This is a genomic window from Mesorhizobium japonicum MAFF 303099, from assembly GCF_000009625.1.
Lineage (GTDB): Bacteria > Pseudomonadota > Alphaproteobacteria > Rhizobiales > Rhizobiaceae > Mesorhizobium > Mesorhizobium japonicum.
In genome coordinates, this window is the sequence record NC_002678.2 from 4,930,822 (window position 1) to 4,947,282 (window position 16,461).

Annotated in this window: 19 protein-coding genes; 16 read left to right on the forward strand and 3 right to left on the reverse strand. The window is 58.1% G+C overall.

Annotated elements, in window-relative coordinates; translation table 11 throughout:
* The first annotated feature begins 141 nt into the window (after positions 1-141).
* From MAFF_RS24935 to MAFF_RS24985, 12 genes are all read left to right on the forward strand, one after another.
* Positions 142-381: a DUF2817 domain-containing protein gene (locus MAFF_RS24935; RefSeq protein WP_010913760.1), complete on the forward strand. Its 240-nt coding sequence runs from the start codon at positions 142-144 to the stop codon at positions 379-381.
* Positions 382-616: 235 nt separating this feature from the next.
* On the forward strand, positions 617-1,867 hold the full coding sequence (locus tag MAFF_RS24940; RefSeq protein WP_010913761.1) for a methylaspartate ammonia-lyase: 1,251 nt from the start codon (positions 617-619) through the stop codon (positions 1,865-1,867).
* A gap of 18 nt (positions 1,868-1,885) precedes the next feature.
* Positions 1,886-3,049 (forward strand): CaiB/BaiF CoA transferase family protein, encoded by a 1,164-nt coding sequence (locus MAFF_RS24945; protein WP_010913762.1) that lies wholly within the window; start codon positions 1,886-1,888, stop codon positions 3,047-3,049.
* A gap of 380 nt (positions 3,050-3,429) precedes the next feature.
* Complete coding sequence (locus MAFF_RS24950; RefSeq protein WP_044551259.1) at positions 3,430-4,356, forward strand: LysR family transcriptional regulator; 927 nt, start codon at positions 3,430-3,432, stop codon at positions 4,354-4,356.
* 199 nt (positions 4,357-4,555) lie between these two features.
* The gene (locus MAFF_RS24955) at positions 4,556-5,989 is read left to right on the forward strand and encodes an NAD-dependent succinate-semialdehyde dehydrogenase (RefSeq protein ID WP_044549091.1); all 1,434 of its coding nucleotides are present in this window, start codon (positions 4,556-4,558) and stop codon (positions 5,987-5,989) included.
* Between the two features lie 6 nt (positions 5,990-5,995).
* On the forward strand, positions 5,996-7,540 hold the full coding sequence (locus tag MAFF_RS24960) for a fumarate hydratase (protein WP_010913765.1): 1,545 nt from the start codon (positions 5,996-5,998) through the stop codon (positions 7,538-7,540).
* A gap of 67 nt (positions 7,541-7,607) precedes the next feature.
* On the forward strand, positions 7,608-8,105 hold the full coding sequence (locus MAFF_RS24965; protein WP_010913766.1) for an Lrp/AsnC family transcriptional regulator: 498 nt from the start codon (positions 7,608-7,610) through the stop codon (positions 8,103-8,105).
* Between the two features lie 162 nt (positions 8,106-8,267).
* Positions 8,268-9,674, forward strand: coding sequence for an aminotransferase (locus tag MAFF_RS24970; protein WP_010913767.1), 1,407 nt, complete (start codon positions 8,268-8,270; stop codon positions 9,672-9,674).
* Positions 9,675-10,348: 674 nt separating this feature from the next.
* Complete coding sequence (locus MAFF_RS24975) at positions 10,349-11,074, forward strand: LuxR family transcriptional regulator (protein ID WP_010913768.1); 726 nt, start codon at positions 10,349-10,351, stop codon at positions 11,072-11,074.
* A 100-nt stretch (positions 11,075-11,174) separates the two neighbouring features.
* The gene (locus MAFF_RS24980; protein WP_010913769.1) at positions 11,175-11,816 is read left to right on the forward strand and encodes an acyl-homoserine-lactone synthase; all 642 of its coding nucleotides are present in this window, start codon (positions 11,175-11,177) and stop codon (positions 11,814-11,816) included.
* Positions 11,813-12,148 (forward strand): transcriptional regulator domain-containing protein, encoded by a 336-nt coding sequence (locus tag MAFF_RS41480; RefSeq protein ID WP_425280340.1) that lies wholly within the window; start codon positions 11,813-11,815, stop codon positions 12,146-12,148. Before MAFF_RS24980 ends, MAFF_RS41480 begins: the two co-directional genes overlap by 4 nt.
* Positions 12,123-12,608 (forward strand): DUF2285 domain-containing protein, encoded by a 486-nt coding sequence (locus tag MAFF_RS24985; RefSeq protein ID WP_244420603.1) that lies wholly within the window; start codon positions 12,123-12,125, stop codon positions 12,606-12,608. Before MAFF_RS41480 ends, MAFF_RS24985 begins: the two co-directional genes overlap by 26 nt.
* A 30-nt stretch (positions 12,609-12,638) precedes the next feature.
* Here MAFF_RS24985 and MAFF_RS24990 read toward each other — a convergent pair whose 3' ends face one another.
* The gene (locus MAFF_RS24990) at positions 12,639-12,890 is read right to left on the reverse strand and encodes a DNA -binding domain-containing protein (RefSeq protein WP_044551261.1); all 252 of its coding nucleotides are present in this window, start codon (positions 12,888-12,890) and stop codon (positions 12,639-12,641) included.
* 126 nt (positions 12,891-13,016) lie between these two features.
* On the opposite strand from MAFF_RS24990, the gene MAFF_RS24995 reads away from it, so the two are divergent.
* From MAFF_RS24995 to MAFF_RS38150, 4 genes are all read left to right on the forward strand, one after another.
* The gene (locus MAFF_RS24995; RefSeq protein ID WP_010913773.1) at positions 13,017-13,226 is read left to right on the forward strand and encodes a helix-turn-helix domain-containing protein; all 210 of its coding nucleotides are present in this window, start codon (positions 13,017-13,019) and stop codon (positions 13,224-13,226) included.
* Between the two features lie 302 nt (positions 13,227-13,528).
* Positions 13,529-13,744 (forward strand): helix-turn-helix domain-containing protein, encoded by a 216-nt coding sequence (locus MAFF_RS25000; RefSeq protein ID WP_006328748.1) that lies wholly within the window; start codon positions 13,529-13,531, stop codon positions 13,742-13,744.
* Between the two features lie 12 nt (positions 13,745-13,756).
* Positions 13,757-14,002 (forward strand): helix-turn-helix domain-containing protein, encoded by a 246-nt coding sequence (locus MAFF_RS38145; protein WP_080511934.1) that lies wholly within the window; start codon positions 13,757-13,759, stop codon positions 14,000-14,002.
* Between the two features lie 161 nt (positions 14,003-14,163).
* Positions 14,164-14,286: a helix-turn-helix domain-containing protein gene (locus tag MAFF_RS38150; RefSeq protein ID WP_425280341.1), complete on the forward strand. Its 123-nt coding sequence runs from the start codon at positions 14,164-14,166 to the stop codon at positions 14,284-14,286.
* Here the strand turns inward: MAFF_RS38150 and MAFF_RS41485 are convergent.
* Positions 14,270-14,659, reverse strand: coding sequence for a transposase (locus tag MAFF_RS41485; RefSeq protein ID WP_010913775.1), 390 nt, complete (start codon positions 14,657-14,659; stop codon positions 14,270-14,272). The genes MAFF_RS38150 and MAFF_RS41485 overlap by 17 nt on opposite strands.
* Positions 14,660-14,888: 229 nt before the next feature.
* Positions 14,889-15,932 (reverse strand): IS110-like element ISMlo1 family transposase, encoded by a 1,044-nt coding sequence (locus MAFF_RS25010; protein WP_010913776.1) that lies wholly within the window; start codon positions 15,930-15,932, stop codon positions 14,889-14,891.
* Positions 15,933-16,461: the final 529 nt, after the last annotated feature.

Consider the following 16,461-nt stretch of genomic DNA (forward strand, 5'->3'; position numbering starts at 1 on the left):
CGACCGGGGTGGCCTTCCAGCTGATGGCAGGTCTTTGACTCAAAAACACTGGCATTGCGATCACCCAGTCGTTCGTCGTCACTGAGGACGGCTACGAGCCACTCACCAAAAGCCCCGCGAGTTGATCGTTAAGGACTGACAATGCGCGACGTGATACCGCAGGACATCTCCCAAAGCTTTTCCGACACGTATTCCATCGCGCGCCAGAAGTTCCTCGACCTAGCCAAGTCTGTGAAATCATATAAATCGCCAGCCGGGGGACCGGCTGGCGAGGAATTGTTCACCGATGTCGCTTGGTTCGGCAATCCAGACGCTTATCATGTGGGCGTATTGATCTCGGCTACGCACGGCGTAGAGGGCTACTGCGGCTCGGCAGGTTGACCTACGGTTAGACGTATGAGGACCGGATCAGCGAGCGAAGCAGACATATTGTAGTTGCAAAAACAAGAGAGGCGACGGCGGTCCTAAAAATAGGCACTGGCCATCTCAAAACGCGATGACATAGCCCGGAACATTATATTGGCGGACCCAATGCCAACTGGCACATACTTCGTAGGTAACGGAACCAACCGCATCCGCCCGTCAACACCGTCCGGCAGAAATCGAGTGAACTGAAGTGCAGATCAAAGATGTACTCCTCGCGCCAGGAAGCGGCGCGTTTTTCTACGACGATCAGGCAGCCATAAGAGCAGGTGCCACGCAGGACGGTTTTGTCTATGTGGGCCAACCCGCGACGCCAGCCTTCCAATCCATTCGCGTTCCGGCAAATTCGCTAAGTATCGGGCTTGTCCTTGTCGATGACACCGTCGTTTGGGGCGATATGATGAGCGTTCAGTATTCTGGTGCCGGTGGGCGCGATGCGTTGTTTGAAACTTCTCAAATCTCGGATTTGACATCGCGGGTCGTGATGCCTCGGCTTATCGATGTCGATGTGTCTCGCTACCTCGATGCCTGCGCGAAGGTTTTCGAGCCCATCGGACACAAGCGGTTACCTCTCGCGATTGAGTATGGCGTCAGCCAGGCGCTCCTTCGCGCAGCAGCCCACCTTCAACGTACGACAATGGCAGAGATTGTATGCAGTGAATTTGACCTACCGCTGCCAACGCACAGGGTGCCGATCTACTGCCAGAGTGGTGATGCTCGGGAACTTAACGTCGACAAGATGATTTTGAAAGCCGTGGATGTGCTTCCGCACGGTCTGATCAATTCACGGCAGAAATTCGGTGTCGACGGCCAGACCTTCATGGAGTTTGTGAAGTGGGTTGTGACGCGTACGCGTCAAATCGGCAGTCCAGGATATCATCCGGTGCTGCATTTCGACGTGTATGGGTGGATCGGCGAGGAAATCGGCCTAGAGCCGCAACGGATCGCCGACTTTATCTGCAGGGTTGCAGATAGCGTCCCGGATTTCACGCTCAACATCGAGTCCCCGGCGGATTTTGGTTCGACGCAAGCTCAAATTGAGAACTACGCCAAGATCGTATCGATTTTAGACAACCGGGGTTCCAGCGCGCGCATTGTCGTGGATGAGAGATGCAATACGTTTGAGGATATCCGGCTCTTTGCCGAAGCGAAGGCCACGCATCTCGTTCAGATCAAGACCCCCGATGTCGGCTCAATTGCCGATACAGCGCGGGCAGTTCTTCTCTGCAAAACGAATAAGGTAGGCGCATATGTCGGGGGAAGCTGTACCGAGACAGATCTCTCCGCCCAAGCTTCCGTCCACGTATCCGTGGCAACCCAGGCCGACATGATGCTTGCAAAGCCTGGAATGGGTGTCGACGAGGCATTCTCAATTGTTGGGAACGAACAGAACCGCTTGCTGGCGATGCTGAACCGTCGTCGGACCCAAAACGAAAAAATTTGATGACAAGCACGGTGTTGTATGCAGAACTCTCTTGAGGGGATCACTGTCGTAGCCGTGGAGCAGGCGGTGGCCGCGCCTTACGCATCGTCGCGCCTTGCGGACGCCGGCGCCCGGGTCATCAAGGTTGAGAGGCCCGAAGGGGATTTTGCCCGAAACTACGACAAGTTGGTGCGTGGGCAAAGCGCCTATTTCGTCTGGCTTAATCGGGGTAAGGAGTCGGTCTGTCTGGACCTGAGGTTGGAGGCGGATCGCGCCGTCCTGGACACGCTCATTGCCAGTGCTGACGTCTTTATCCAGAATCTGAAGCCGGGCAGTATCCAAAAACTGGGTTTCGCGTCTGCGGATCTGCGTCGACGTTTTCCGCGGCTGATCACCTGCGACATTTCTGGTTTCGGGGACATAGGGCCGTATTCCCATTTGAAAGCCTATGATCTCATCGTCCAGGCCGAAACAGGTCTATGCGCGATCACCGGCAACCAACAGGGTCCCGCGCGTGTAGGGGTCTCGGTTTGCGACATTTCGGCGGGCATGACGGCACATAGCGCCATTCTTCAGGCACTGTACCACCGCGAGGTTACCGGAGAAGGAACAGGCATCCAGGTGTCACTGTTCGATGCCGTCGCCGACTGGATGAATGTTCCGGTTTTGCAAAACGACTATAGCAGCTACCACACGGTACGCGCCGGCGTGAAACACCCGTCGCTTGCTCCATACGGCGCCTATCGTTGCGCCGACGGCAAAGAGGTCATCTTTTCGGTTCAGAACGACCGCGAATGGGTGAATTTTTGCGAGAAGTTCCTGAAGCAGCCCGGGCTGACCCGCGCATCTGGCTTCGCCGATAATATGGAGCGTCTCGGTCACCGAGCACAACTTGATGAGATCATTGAACGGCGGTTTTCCGAACTATCCTGCCACCAAGCGATGCAGGAGCTTGAGACGGCCGGCCTTGCATACGGCCGACTGAACGAAGTGGTGGATGTTTCAAATCATCCACACATTCGCAGGGTTGAGGTAAGCACACCCGAAGGAACCGTCGCGACGATAGCGCCGGCAGCGATTTTCAACTCGGAGCACCCCGCGCTGCGCCCAGTTCCGGCTCTTGGCGCCCATACTGAGGCGGTCCGCGAGGAGGTTCTGGCGCTTTTGCGCGAAAGAGCCGCGTCAGCGGGAGACCGCGTCTGAGTAGGGGGAGTGCGCTCGCGGTTTGCGAAAAGCCTGTTTGCCCGGATCATCTCAGCGTGTAGACCATTCAGCAAGCCTCCTGCCGTCACGTTCGCTAACATTGATTGCACAGGCGACTCCATGATCAAGGACACCTTTCCGGCCGTCGAAAGCGCGATGTCTGTGCCTCGCTGGAGATCCCTGCTCTTCGTACCCACTCACGTCCCGCGCTTTGTGGTGTGGAGGAGCGGCGCCGCGAGGCGTCCCCCTATCCCGATCAATCCTGAATCCCTTAAATCGCGACACGCTTTAGTGGGACAGTTTTGTGGCTTGCCTGCCATCTCGTTTCGAGATAGATATAAGAGCACTGGGGAAACATGCCCCGGGTGGATTTCTTCATCGTGGACATCAGGCAGTTAAGATACTTTGTCGGCGTTGTCGAAGCCGGCAGTTTCACGAAGGCAGCTGCGACCCTCAATGTTGCTCAAAGCGCTTTAAGCCTGCATGTGCGTCAACTGGAGGAAGGATTCGGGACACAGCTGCTGGTTCGCGAGAGGACCGGTGTTAGTGTCACGGCGTCTGGAGACAAGCTGCTTGAGCGCGCGCGGAACATCCTTAAGGAAATTCGACTCACCGAGGCGGAATTGACCAACACAGCCGCTTCCCCTGCCGGGGAGGTGACCATTGGCATTCCGTCCGGAGCCGCTCGCGTCCTTAGCGGCCCCCTGCTTGAATCAGTGAGAGCCGAACTGCCGAGGGTCTCACTAAAGATGATCGAGGGTATGACGGGACCGCTGGAGGAGTGGATGGCTGCTGGACGCTTCAATCTGGCAGTTCTCTACCGGACCGCGGACAGTGTGGGGCGAATGACAGTCCTGGCGCGCGAAGACCTCTGTCTGGTGGTGCCGTCAGGTGAGCCGCCTTTCGAAGAGTCGATATCTCTGGCGGACCTGCATGCGTTCCCGTTGGCGGTTCCCATGCGCAATAACAACGTCAGGCGTTCGGTGGCTGACGTCGTCGCACAACACGGCTGCGCGCTGGATGTCAAGTTTGAAGTGGACTCGCTCTCAACCATCATCAACATGGTCATAGAGGGAAAAGCCCATTCTATTCTCGCCCCCTCGGCCGTTCAAAAAGAGGCATCTCAAGGGCTGGTTAGGACGGTCAAAATCGTCGATCCGGTGATCACCCGTTCCGTCGTGCTTGCCGTAAATCCGAAAGATGAGCGTTCTGCGGCCGTCTCCGCGGTCCGCAAGCTCATCCCCAAGGTCGCCAGAGAATTAATTGAGAGTCGGGCCTGGGCAGCTGCGGCACCTGACGCGGCCTGACAATCCATTCGACCTGTATGGCAACGCCACGACCTCTTGCGGCCATCAGGATCAGATCGATCTGGATTCCAGATGGACTTCGGCAATATTCGATATTTGACCTGGCGCGACACTCGCGATGAAACTGGCTCAGGCGAGTTACCGGGTTCGGTATCGAACGGCGCTCGTATGGCAAGAATTCACTTGAGTGGAGCACGCGATGTTCGACGCCAGGACCTACGAGCTCTTCATTAACGGCAAATGGCGAGCCGGTGGCAGCAAAGCAACATTGCCGGTGATTAACCCGGCGACGGAGAAGGTATTTGCCTCGGTGGCCTCGGCCACGGTGTCGGACTTGGATGAGGCTCTTGCTTCGGCAGAACGCAGCCGCAAGGCGTGGTCCTCGCGGCCAGCCAAAGATCGGGGCGAGATCCTCGTAGCAGCCGCAAGGATTCTAGCAGAGAAGGCTGCAGCCGCAGCCCGGGACCTGTCGGCCGAACAGGGAAAAACGATTGCCGAAGCGACAGGTGAGTACGCGCGCGCTGTCGAAACGCTGGAATGGAACGGCAGAAATGTTGAAGAGCTGTCGGCCTCGATTCCGTTGGGCCCGAACCGGATGATCGTCCCGGAGGCGCTCGGTGTCGTTGCTGCCTTTACGCCTTGGAACTATCCGGCCGTTCTCATCGCGCGCAAGCTCGCCCCCGCGCTGGCGGCAGGCTGCCCGGTGATCCTCAAAGGGGCTGAAGAGACACCGAGCGTGGCTGTCCATATCGTTGAATCGTTGCGCCAAGCAGGCATCCCCGACGGCGTGGTCAATCTGGTCTTCGGTATTCCGGTGCATATATCGCGGCATCTCCTGAGTTCCCCAACCGTGAAGGTCTTGACTTTCACCGGTTCAACCGCGGTTGGAAAACAGCTGGCCATGCTCGCCGCGAATAATTTGCAGCGCTGCATTCTTGAACTCGGTGGGCACTCTCCGGTTATTGTGTGCGAGGATGCCGACCTGGCAAAGGCCATACCCGCGATCTCGGAATACAAGTTCGAGTGCGCGGGCCAGAGTTGCAATGCGCCCAGCAGGATTCTTGTCGCTCGGTCTCTCTATGAGCAATTCCTGTCCCGGATGACGGATGCGGCCCGCAAGATAAAGATCGGCGCACCGGACGACCCTGCAACGGAGATGGGTCCGATGGCAAATGCGCGGCGAATCGAGGCCATGCAGCGTCTGACCAAGGATGCGGTCGATCGTGGCGCCCGCATCGAGACCGGTGGAACCCGCCTCGACGGACCGGGCTTTTACTGGCCGCCAACCATCCTGACGGGTGTGCCAAAGGATGCCAGAGTGCTTCATGAAGAGCCGTTCGGGCCGATCCTCACGGTGGCGCCGTTCGACACGCTTGAGGAGGCCATCGAGGAAGCCAACGCCACCGAGTACGGCCTGGCCGCCTATTTCTTCACCGGCGCTGCCGATGCGCAACAGAAGCTTATCAACAGTCTTTCAGCAGGCGCTGTCAGTGTGAATTACCTGAAAGGGGTTTCCGCGGATGCGCCCTATGGGGGCGTCAAACAGAGCGGCTATGGATATGAAGGAGGCGAGCAGGGAGTGCGGAGCTTCCAGATCTTGAAAATGGTCAACGGCCTCAGCTCATTTGGATGAAATCCGGTGGGAAATAGAACACGGACCATAGCCGGCAAGGACATCACAAGGAGCGTGGCCGACGCCCTTCAGTACATCTCGTACTACCATCCTCCAGATTATATCCGGTCTCTTTCGCAGGCCTACGCGCGCGAACAGAGTCCAGCGGCGAAGAACGCAATAGGGCAGATTCTGCTGAACTCCCGCATGGCGGCCTTCGGGCGGCGGCCGATCTGCCAGGACACCGGCCTTGTGGTCGTCTTCGCGAAGGTCGGCATGGAAACCCGCATCAAATCAACGATCAGTTTCGCAGACCTCGTGAACGAGGGCGTCCGTCAGGCATATCTCGACCCGGACAATCCCCTTCGGGCCTCGATCGTTGCCGATCCGCTCGCCGGACGGGTCAATACTCGTGACAACACGCCGGCGGTCGTCCACGTTGACCTTGTACAAGGTAACCAGATTGAGATCACCATTGCCGCAAAAGGCGGCGGGTCAGAGAACAAAGCACGTTTTACCACCTTGAACCCCAGCGCCTCCGTTTCCGACTGGGTGATTGACACAGTATCGACGCTTGGCAGTGGGTGGTGTCCGCCCGGCCTGATCTCCGTCGGCATCGGTGGTAGCGCTGAAAAGGCGATGCTGCTGGCCAAGGAGGCCATGAACAAGCCCATCGACATGTCGGAACTAATCGCCAGGGGGCCGTCAAGCGCGGAGGAGGCATTGCGGATTGAGCTTTATGAGCGGATTAACGCGCTGGGCATCGGCGCCCAAGGCCTCGGTGGCCTGACGACAGTCGTCGATGTCAAGGTTGCGACGTATCCTACCCATGCGGCGTCCAAGCCCGTGGCGCTCATTCCGCAATGCGCCGCCAACCGGCACCTGAAGTTTACCTTGGATGGCTCCGGACCAATCAGGGTGCAGCCGCCCGATTTGTGCGAATGGCCCGACATTGGAACCGACGAATTGAGTCCAGCCGGCGTGCGAAGAGTCAACCTCGATGCGTTGACCAAGGAAGAGACGGCATCGTGGCGCTGTGGTGAAACGCTCCTTCTGTCCGGAAAGATGCTGACAGGCCGTGACGCCGCCCACAAGCGAATGGTCGAGCTGATCGACGCCGGCAAACCGCTTCCGTTCGATCTGCAGGGACGCGTGATATACTACGTTGGACCCGTCCGCGCCGTGCGAGATGAGGTCGTCGGACCGGCTGGCCCAACAACCTCCAGCCGCTTGGACGATTTTACGGACAAGGTGCTCGCCGAAACCGGGCTTTTCGCGATGGTGGGCAAAGCGGAGAGGGGACGAGCGGCCATCGAGTCGATCGTAAGACATAAAACGCCGTATCTCATCGCAGTGGGTGGGGCTGCCTACCTGATATCAAAATCAATTAAGTCAGCGCGGCTCATTGCCTTCGAAGACCTGGGTATGGAAGCAGTCTATGAATTCGAGGTGCAGGATATGCCCGTGATCATGGCTGTCGATGTTGATGGAAACTCCATTCACAATTCAGGGCCTCTTGAGTGGCGCAAGCGCATGGCGGCCGACAGCATCGCACGCAACATCGGCGTTTGAGCCTTCCGACTAAGCTCGGTTGGTGGGCGTCAATTCCGTTGTTGACAACGGCTAAGAGCAGAAGGTCATGAAGTCGAAACCCAATCCTGCGCGCCTGGACGCTTGGGACTTCCGGATTCTCTCAGAGATTCAGTCAGACGGCCGGATTTCAAAAAGCGAGCTTGCAAAACGCGTTCATCTTTCGGCGTCGGCCTGCTCGGAGCGGCTCCGTGCACTCGAGGTCGCAGGGATTATTGAGGGGTTCTACGCGCGGCTGAGTCCGGTCCTCATCAGCGGCATGGTCTTTGTCATGGTGGAGGTCGTGCTGGAACGTCATCGCCTCGAGGACCAAAGACACTTTGAGACTGCGATCGGAGAATTTCCGGAAATCTTGGATTGCTGGGCTATCGGCGGGCGGATCGATTATCTGATGCGCATCGCATCTCCTTCTATGGCTGCGTATCAGGATTTCATGGAGCGACTGCTGCAGGCAGGCTTGGGGATCGATCAATATTACAGTCTTGTCGTGACCAAACCTGTGAAATCCAATTCGCCGATCCCCTTGTCCGCACTAAGGGAACGGTGAATGCCGAAGCCGTGGTTTCCACGGCGTTTGATGGCGATTCCGCCAATTCGTCGGCGAAAGACGTGCATTCCCGCGAAACTCAAAAGGCTGTTGCGGTATGCTTATTGCTAAGGAAGCGGCCGGCCGAGTGCCCTCCGCCAATCCATCGCGAGGAGAGGGACTATGCGGTTGAGCAATCTGGGAACCGAGCAACTCAGAGAGAAGGATCGAAGCTTCGTCTTTCATCCGTCCACGCATCTGGCCAAGCACAGCCGAGGCGAGACCCCAAATCGGATCATGGCCGGTGCGGAAGGCGTGTACATCTGGGATACCGAAGGCCGAAAGAGCCTCGACGGTTTCGGTGGGCTCTACTGCGTCAATATGGGATATGGCTGCACGGAAATTGCCGAGGCCATTGCCAGGCAAGCACACGAATTGCCGTTCGCCCATGTCTATGCAAGTCAAGGAACAGAGCCAGTCGCCCTCTTGGCAGAGGCCGTCGTCGAATATTTTGGCCAGAACATGCGAAGGGTCTTTTTCGGCCTTTCCGGCTCCGACGCCAACGAAACCAACATCAAGCTGGTCTGGTACTACAACAACATTCTGGGCCGCCCCGAAAAGAAGAAGATCATCTCGCGACATCGCGGTTATCATGGGTCTGGGCTGGTCACCGGGAGCCTGACAGGCCTTGCCTTCTTCCATAATTTCTTCGACCTGCCGCTCGATTTGGTGCGCCATACCACGACGCCGCACCACTATCGCCAGGCGCATGACGGCGAAAGTGAGCAAGCGTTCTCGACACGCTGCGCGGATGAACTTGAAGGCCTTATCCTCGCTGAAGGCCCGGAGACCGTCGCAGCTTTTATCGGCGAGCCGGTGCTTGGGACAGGCGGTATCGTTCCACCCCCAAAAGGATACTGGACCGCGATCCAAGGCGTGCTCGACAAGTACGATATCCTGCTGATCGCCGACGAGGTGGTCTGCGGGTTTGGACGAACCGGTGAGCAATTCGGTTCCCACCTCTATGGCATGCGGCCGGACTTCGTGACCATCGCCAAGGGTTTGAGTTCCGCCTACCTGCCCATCTCCGGGTCAATCATTGGCGACCGCGTCTGGTCGGTCTTGGAACAAGGAACAGAGAAGCACGGCGCTCTCGGCCACGGCTGGACATATTCAGGTCACACGCTTTGCGCTGCGGCCGCGCTCGCCAATATTCGACTCCTAAAGGAAAGAAATATCCTGGAGCATGTCCGCGATGTCGGACCGTATTGGCATGCCCGTATGAATGCCGAACTGGCGGGACACCCCATCGTCGGAGAGGTTCGTGGTGTCGGAATCCTCGCCGCCGTAGAGCTGATGCGAGATCCAAAGCAGAGAATACCGTTTGAATCCGATCTTCAGGTCGGCGTTCGCGCCGCCGCTGCTCTGTTCGAGAATGGTGTCATCGGCCGTGCCATGCCACACGGCGATATCCTCGGCTTTGCCCCGCCTTTGATCATCACCCGTAAGGAGATCGACATAATCGTCGACGCAACCGCGAAATCAGTCGAGACGACCTATCGCGCGCTGAAGGCCGAGGGTGCGATATGAACATGCGAGTGCCGACGGAAGCGACCCCCGGGTTCGACGCCGTCCCGGGTAAAGTGGTCCTTGGGAGGAACTTCCAACGGACCAAACGCTTTGACGTCAGGCTGGCGTTAGGACTGGTCGCCCATTGGTGACGAGGGGTTGACAGCGCATTTCGCGCCGAGCCGACCGAAACCGCTAAACGTGAAGCCGTCAGATTCTAAGCATGCTTCGGATAACTTCGATCTCAAGCGATAACCAAATCAGTTCTGCCGCCGCTGTCCTGTTGCCCAACGATCAGGGTGTTTGTGCGGCGCGCCCTGCCGGTGTCCCTCCCCACCGGCAGGGCGCCTTTTTTGACCCGCTGGATCTCGGTGCCCCATTGGATCTGGGTGATTGTAGCGCGTCCGCAATCGATAGTTCGAGAAGGAGGTCATCTGCATATCCGGATGGCACATCGAGCTTCGATATTTCTACGACACCAGGGAAACCACCCACAATCGCAGCTTCGGACCCGCGGCTTGCGGCAGCCGGCGTCGAGGTCGCATCCACCTGCTTTCATATGATCGAAGGTCCGGGGAGTAGTCACCGTGGTGAATTTTCTCCAGCGTCGAATATCTTGGGGGGCGAGTCTTCTCGCCGTAGCTGCCAAGAAGCCAGAAAGTCCCATGTCTAATTGAAAACAGCCGCAGGAGAAAATGCAGCTCGTCTTCGAAACATTGCTGGAACAGTTGTCTTTGAGCGTTGATGAAGTCGACTTCCATAACGCACTGGCCAGCGCCGCTGGCGCCTTCGACATTCCCGCATTCGCCTATCTGTCTCTGGTGTCTGATCGCGTCACAAAACCCAGGCTGATATCGAACTATCATTCTGGCTGGACGTCGCACTACTTGCGCCACCAATATGAAAGGATCGACCCGGTCATAGAATGGGCAAGATGCAGCGAATGTCCCTTTCAGTGGGGACCGGGATTGGGCCATGCCGGCATTTCAACGCGGCAGCAACAGCTTTTCGATGAGGCTGCCGAATTCGGCATCTGCTGCGGACTGACGATACCACTTGTTGATCGCCGCGGCGGTGTCGCTGCGATGACCTTCGCGGCAGACAGGCTCGATCCGACCTTCCTGCGCGTCGCCGAGCAGTATGAGCAGGCGCTCGAGATTATGGCGATGTGCTTTCACATTGGCGTTCGCCGCAAGCTTGCGCGTGGTCTGGCGGTGGATGGTGTTTCGTTGACGCCCCGTGAGTACGAATGCCTGGAGTGGACGGCGAAGGGTAAGTCCGCATGGGAGATCGGCTGTATCCTGGGGATCAAGGAGCGCACGGCCGCTTTCCATTTGGACAATGCCAAGAAGAAGCTCGGCGTCCGCACCAAAAATCAGGCAGTGACACTGCTGGCCTCCTCACGATCATCAATTCTCTGAGGGACAGAATCCCTTTTTGATCTACCTGTACAAATGCACAGGCAGTCGCGGCATGAAGGTTCGCCTCCAATGGCAGGGTCATACCTGCGAGGAGACCATCATGATTGAGCTTATTGCGCCCGGCTGGTACGGCGCGTTTGCTGACGAACTTCACGAAATGCACCGCCTGCGCTACCGCGTCTTTAAGGAACGGCTGGACTGGAACGTGCGCACGACCGGCGGCTTCGAGATCGATTCATTCGATTCCCTGAAACCGCACTATCTCGTGTTGCGCGATTCCGCCGGTCGCGTCAGGGGCGGCGTACGCCTTCTGCCCTCGACGGGGCCGACGATGCTGCGAGATGTCTTTTCGAGGCTGTTGGAAGGGAGAGCGGCACCCGAGGAACCGAGTGTCTGGGAAAGCAGCCGTTTCGCCCTTGATCTCCCACCGTCTGCACCGAAGGACAGTGGGAGTATAGCTGTTGCCACCTATGAACTTCTCGCTGGCATGATCGAGTTCGGTTTGTCACGGCTACTCACCCATATCGTCACGGTTACGGATTTGCGCATGGAGCGAATCCTGCGTCGCGCCGGGTGGCCGCTGGACCGGATCGGTCCGCCCCAGACAATCGGCACCACGTGCGCCGTTGCCGGCTGTTTGGATGTCTCAGAGGAGAGCCTTGCTGCGGTCCGCCACAATGGCGGTCTTGGCGGTCCCGTACTGTGGGCCGGTGCTCTGCACGGGCGCCTGACATGGTTATGATAGGGAATGACGCCGACTGGCCGGACTGGCAAGATGAGAAATCCTATCGCTACACGCGGCACCTGACGCGACGCGGCTGGGCCTGGGAATTCCTACGGCGCAATCCGGCCTTCCAGCGTGACTGCAGGCTCTCGCTTGAGCAGGCAGAATTTGCAGAAAGGTGGTTCGAGGTAGAAGTGGTGAGATCGTCGCTCGATCTCACGCAGTGGGGGCTCCTTTTTCGCAGGCTCGTTGAGGCGCGATGCGGCTGTTTTCTGGTGCTTCCGCCAATGCCCGCATGTTCTGCCGCTCATTGCGGAAAAGGCATTGTCGGCCGAAACGCTTTCGTTTGATCTCGCTGCATTGCCATGTCGGGCAGCACTCGTGATCACGGCGGACGGTTCCCAGCATGTCATGCTGCGAAATGCTCACCGGGATTTACAACTGGCTGTGGAGGGCGCGGACGTTTTGCGCCCCGTTCGCCTTTCCGTCGACGCGATCTGGCCCGCCGATCGGATGAGACATCACCTGAATGCGCTCGAATGCCTCAATGCTCTTCACGCGACCGGGCAACTTCCCGACAGGCTGTTTCCGCCCGAAGCGCGCGCCAGCCGTCTGCGCTTTGTCCTCCAGGCGCTTGACGGCTCGCTGGCCGGGGCATCGCACCGCCAAATCGCACTGGCCCTGTTGGGCCGACAACGCGTCCAGGCCGACTGGACGGATCCGCGCAACCACCTTCGCGATCGCATTCGCCGTGCCGTCCGGCGCGGTCACATGCTCATGGATCGCGGCTATCAGGATTTCCTCGCCTGATGGTGATTGCAATAGCCCACCTGGAGCCGCTCAGCGCGCGAACAGTTCTTTGTATCCAGTCGTAACCATCCAGTTTGCCCGACCGAGATGGCTGCGAACCGCCATTCGAGCGCGCTCAGGTTCTCGCACCGGATCGATGCCGAGGACGAGCTGCGCCATTTCGTCCTCGGTGGCATCGTCGGCGGACGCGTCCAGGAGCCTCATATAGACAGTGAAGTGCTCGTTGTCGTAGGCGGTCAGGCGGTCCGACCACGGGACTTCGTCTTGAACTTTGGTTTTCATCGCGACCTCCTGGGGTTCGGGTTTGTCGTCATCGGATGGGGCAAGACATCTCCTCGTTGGGCTAATCATATTGAATAGGAACGATCGTTCCTAGAACGATAGTTCCGGTTCTGGTCCCTTCTTGCCATGGACCTCAAAGAGGTCATGGCGATCAACATGCGTCGTTTGCGCCATGATCAGGATCTGACGCAGGAAGAATTGGCTGCCCGCGCAGAGCTGAGCATGCGCTATGTGGGCTCGATCGAGCGTGCTCGTGTTTCCGCAAGCGTCAGTGTGCTTGGCCAGCTCGCAAAAGCGCTTGACGTTGATCCTTGTGAGTTGATTAGGCCGCAGTAACAAAGGCGATCCGGCCCATCCCGGATTGCCCCAATCGCTTTTGATGGCGCGCAGCCGGCCGCCGGTGAACTGAGCCCGCTTTCTTCGACTTGGATCTAGACCATTCGGCTTCGCTCCCTGGCGCAGCTTTCGTGACCTACAGCGCTGACCTTGAGCGATAATCATCGTCAGATTGCATCCGCGAAGTCGCGATCCCTAACAGCAGGTAGTTCGGGCAAAGTCGATGCTCGTGCGAGTTGCTCCTTAAGTTTGTAGAGTATACTCCGTGGTGAAATCCTCAACAAGAGGGTGGCCTCTCGCGTATGGGAATCCGAGAGGTCTTTGCCCGCAATCTGCGTAGGCTTCGCGAGAAAAAGAAGCTGTCCCAGGAGGCGCTGGCACATGAAGCTGGTGTTGATCGAACCTACATCAGCGCTCTTGAGCGCAGTGTATATGCTGCTACCATCGACATGGTCGAGAAGCTCGCTACGGTGCTGGAGGTTGAGCCGGCAACGCTGCTCGATCCGCGATCTGAATAGACTTAAGCACTGATGCCGGCATCCCTTCGTTCGCCCCGCCAACGCCGGCTGCTGGAACAGCTGATAGCGGCGCGCAAGAACAAGGGCTTAACCCAGGCCAAGGTTGCCGAAGCGCTTCGCCGCCCGCAGTCTTTCGTGGCCAAGTATGAGGGCGGTGAATGTCGCATGGACGTCATTGAGTTCCTCGATGTAGCGGAAGCGCTCGAAATCGACCCTTGCGAGGTTCTCGCACGTGTGCGTCGCTTGCGTGATCGATAGCTTGTGCTGCTTGGCAAGCGACAAGTCACCAAAATCGTAGCCCTGGATTTGCTGCACCCCGGCGGCAGATGGTTCGGGCACATCGATGGCATAACTCAATGGCTTTGACTTGCTGACCTTCGCATGGAGCGCGCAAGCTGGTCGGACGAAATGCACGCAGGATCAGGAAGAAGGCCGGCTTTACGCAGAAGCAGCTTGCCGAGATCTCCGGCTTCAGCCAGCAGTACATCAGCGGGCTGAAGAAGGGCAACAGGAACCCCACTATCGTCACGTCCTCCGTGTAGCCATATCGATCTGGTGCGACCTGACTGACCAGGGGTTAAGCGCTATTGGAGATGGCGCCGACGCGCCGCGGACATTTCGAACGCCGTATCCGTCGTGTAGATGATGTTGCGCACACTCGGAGGCGAAGAACGGCACGACGTGCTGGCAGCCGCGCCGCCAGCTCTGGATGATCGCCGGGTATCGCCGACCTCGAAGTCTTCCAGAGCCTTCATGCCGGCTTAGCGTCCGCCCCCCCGCAGATGGCGCTGAGCGTCGGCACAACGGTTTCGCGACCTTCCGCGACACGAACTCAAGCAGATGGCGGATCAGGTGCACGATGCATATGTGGACGGCCTCCTCCCTGCAAGATGTTGGGCAGCGGTTTGATCCCATCGCTTGCGATCATATGTCCGGCCTCTGATTGCGGTCGTACATGACCGCGGGCCAAGATGGTTTCCGCAACATGAGTTCCAAACAGGTTTTGCGGCCTTTTGAGAGCCTTGCATCGTACGGATTGTCTCACGTTTCGGATCGATCGATCACACCAACTGCTCGTTTCCCGCAAGTTCGGGTTCAGCCTACCAAGGTCGCGTCACATTGTGCTCCCCTGGATGACTGATCTCTATGCTGCCTGGCCATAAGCCGACAATGCAGCGTTGGGATTGTATCGTTCGCCGGTGACCATCAGCTTCCAGGCGACGCGGGCGATTTTATTGGCTAGCGCCACAGCGACGAGCTTCGGCGGTTTGCGGTTGAGCATGTCCAGCAGCCATGGGGACGCATTCTTCCCGCGGTCCTCCCGAACATGCCGGAGGACAGCGGTGGCGCCCGCGACGAGCACGCTTCGCAGATTTTCATCGCCAGCTCGGGTGATCACGCCAAGCCTGACCCTGCCAGCTGTCGAGTGATCCTTCGGCGTCAGGCCAAGCCAAGCCGCGAAGTGCCGCCCTGATCGGAACGTCTCGGGCGCCGGGGTCTTCATGACCATCATCAATGCGCCGATCGGTCCGACGCCAGGAATCCGTGTCAGGCGTCGACTGCATTCGTTTGTGCGATGCCACGCCATCAGCCGTGCTTCGACCTTTTCGATTTCGTCCTCCAGCCGATCATATTCGCGGCCGTGCAGCCCAAACAGTTCACGTGCCAGTTCAGGCAGCGTTTCATCAGTCGCGATACGCTCGAGCAATGATCTGACCTTCGATGTACCTGTGGCAGCGATCAATCCGAACTCGGCAGCGTATCCGCGGATGGCGTTGGCAAGTTGCGTGCGATTGCGAACCAGTCGGTCACGCATGCCGACCAGCATCAAAGCCGCCTGGTTGTCGGTGGTTTTTACCCGAACGAAGCGCATCGTCGGGCGGCTTACCGCTTCGCAAAGAGCCTCCGCATCGGCCGCGTCGTTCTTGCCGCGCTTTACGTACGGTTTGACATATTGCGGCGGGATCAGTTTCACGTCATGGCCAAGCGCCTCAAGCAGGCGGGCCCAATGATGCGATCCGCCGCACGCTTCGAGCGCGACCACCGTTGGCGCCGCCCTCTCGAAGAAAGCCACCATCTCCTTACGCCGCATTTTTTTGCGCAGCACGACCTCTTCGGCTGCATTCACACCATGCAGTTGAAAGACGTGCTTTGACGTGTCCATGCCAATTCGAATAATTTGCTCCACGGGGCGGTCTCCTTTGCTTGAGGTCTCCGATGACCTCATTCTGGCACATTGATGCCGTGCAGGAGGCCGTCCACACCAACAGGTCTGGACCACGGTCTGCGGGAAGACGGCGTTGATCGCCTCCCTCTCGGCGAAGGAGTTCGCCAGCTTGCCGTCTTACCAGCACCTCGCCAATCTCGTTGCGTTCATGTTTAGGCACTGCAACAGATCTTTCAAGAAAATTCATGGAATCTTTGCGACCGCAAATCGCTGTCAATGGTACGCTCACCACAACTCTCAGGTTCAGTGGCGGCAAAAATCTGGTGTCGTTTTATGTTTCGCCGCCGAACAGCATTTGCGAAGAGCGCGAAATGATAAAGACAGCAGGACGAGGGTTTGGTTCTTCTATTTGGCGTCGTGCTGACCAATGATGATACTTGTCGATCGCCTAATGACAGCAGCACATCTTGATCGCCTTCGGATCCTGGGCCTTTGCGCGCATGCCGACCTGACTGTCTGCGAGCTAGCGGAAATTCTCGATCTTCGTCGG

Bases quoted from the DNA above. Each gene is read 5' to 3' on its own strand.
- MAFF_RS24935 (WP_010913760.1), top strand. From the start codon at position 142: ATGCGCGACGTGATACCGCAGGACATCTCCCAAAGCTTTTCCGACACG.
- MAFF_RS24945 (WP_010913762.1), top strand. From the start codon at position 1,886: ATGCAGAACTCTCTTGAGGGGATCACTGTCGTAGCCGTGGAGCAGGCG.
- MAFF_RS24955 (WP_044549091.1), top strand. From the start codon at position 4,556: ATGTTCGACGCCAGGACCTACGAGCTCTTCATTAACGGCAAATGGCGA.
- MAFF_RS24965 (WP_010913766.1), top strand. From the start codon at position 7,608: ATGAAGTCGAAACCCAATCCTGCGCGCCTGGACGCTTGGGACTTCCGG.
- MAFF_RS24970 (WP_010913767.1), top strand. From the start codon at position 8,268: ATGCGGTTGAGCAATCTGGGAACCGAGCAACTCAGAGAGAAGGATCGA.
- MAFF_RS24975 (WP_010913768.1), top strand. From the start codon at position 10,349: ATGCAGCTCGTCTTCGAAACATTGCTGGAACAGTTGTCTTTGAGCGTT.
- MAFF_RS24980 (WP_010913769.1), top strand. From the start codon at position 11,175: ATGATTGAGCTTATTGCGCCCGGCTGGTACGGCGCGTTTGCTGACGAA.
- MAFF_RS41480 (WP_425280340.1), top strand. From the start codon at position 11,813: ATGATAGGGAATGACGCCGACTGGCCGGACTGGCAAGATGAGAAATCC.
- MAFF_RS24990 (WP_044551261.1), bottom strand. From the start codon at position 12,890: ATGAAAACCAAAGTTCAAGACGAAGTCCCGTGGTCGGACCGCCTGACC.
- MAFF_RS24995 (WP_010913773.1), top strand. From the start codon at position 13,017: ATGGACCTCAAAGAGGTCATGGCGATCAACATGCGTCGTTTGCGCCAT.
- MAFF_RS25000 (WP_006328748.1), top strand. From the start codon at position 13,529: ATGGGAATCCGAGAGGTCTTTGCCCGCAATCTGCGTAGGCTTCGCGAG.
- MAFF_RS38145 (WP_080511934.1), top strand. From the start codon at position 13,757: ATGCCGGCATCCCTTCGTTCGCCCCGCCAACGCCGGCTGCTGGAACAG.
- MAFF_RS41485 (WP_010913775.1), bottom strand. From the start codon at position 14,659: ATGGGATCAAACCGCTGCCCAACATCTTGCAGGGAGGAGGCCGTCCAC.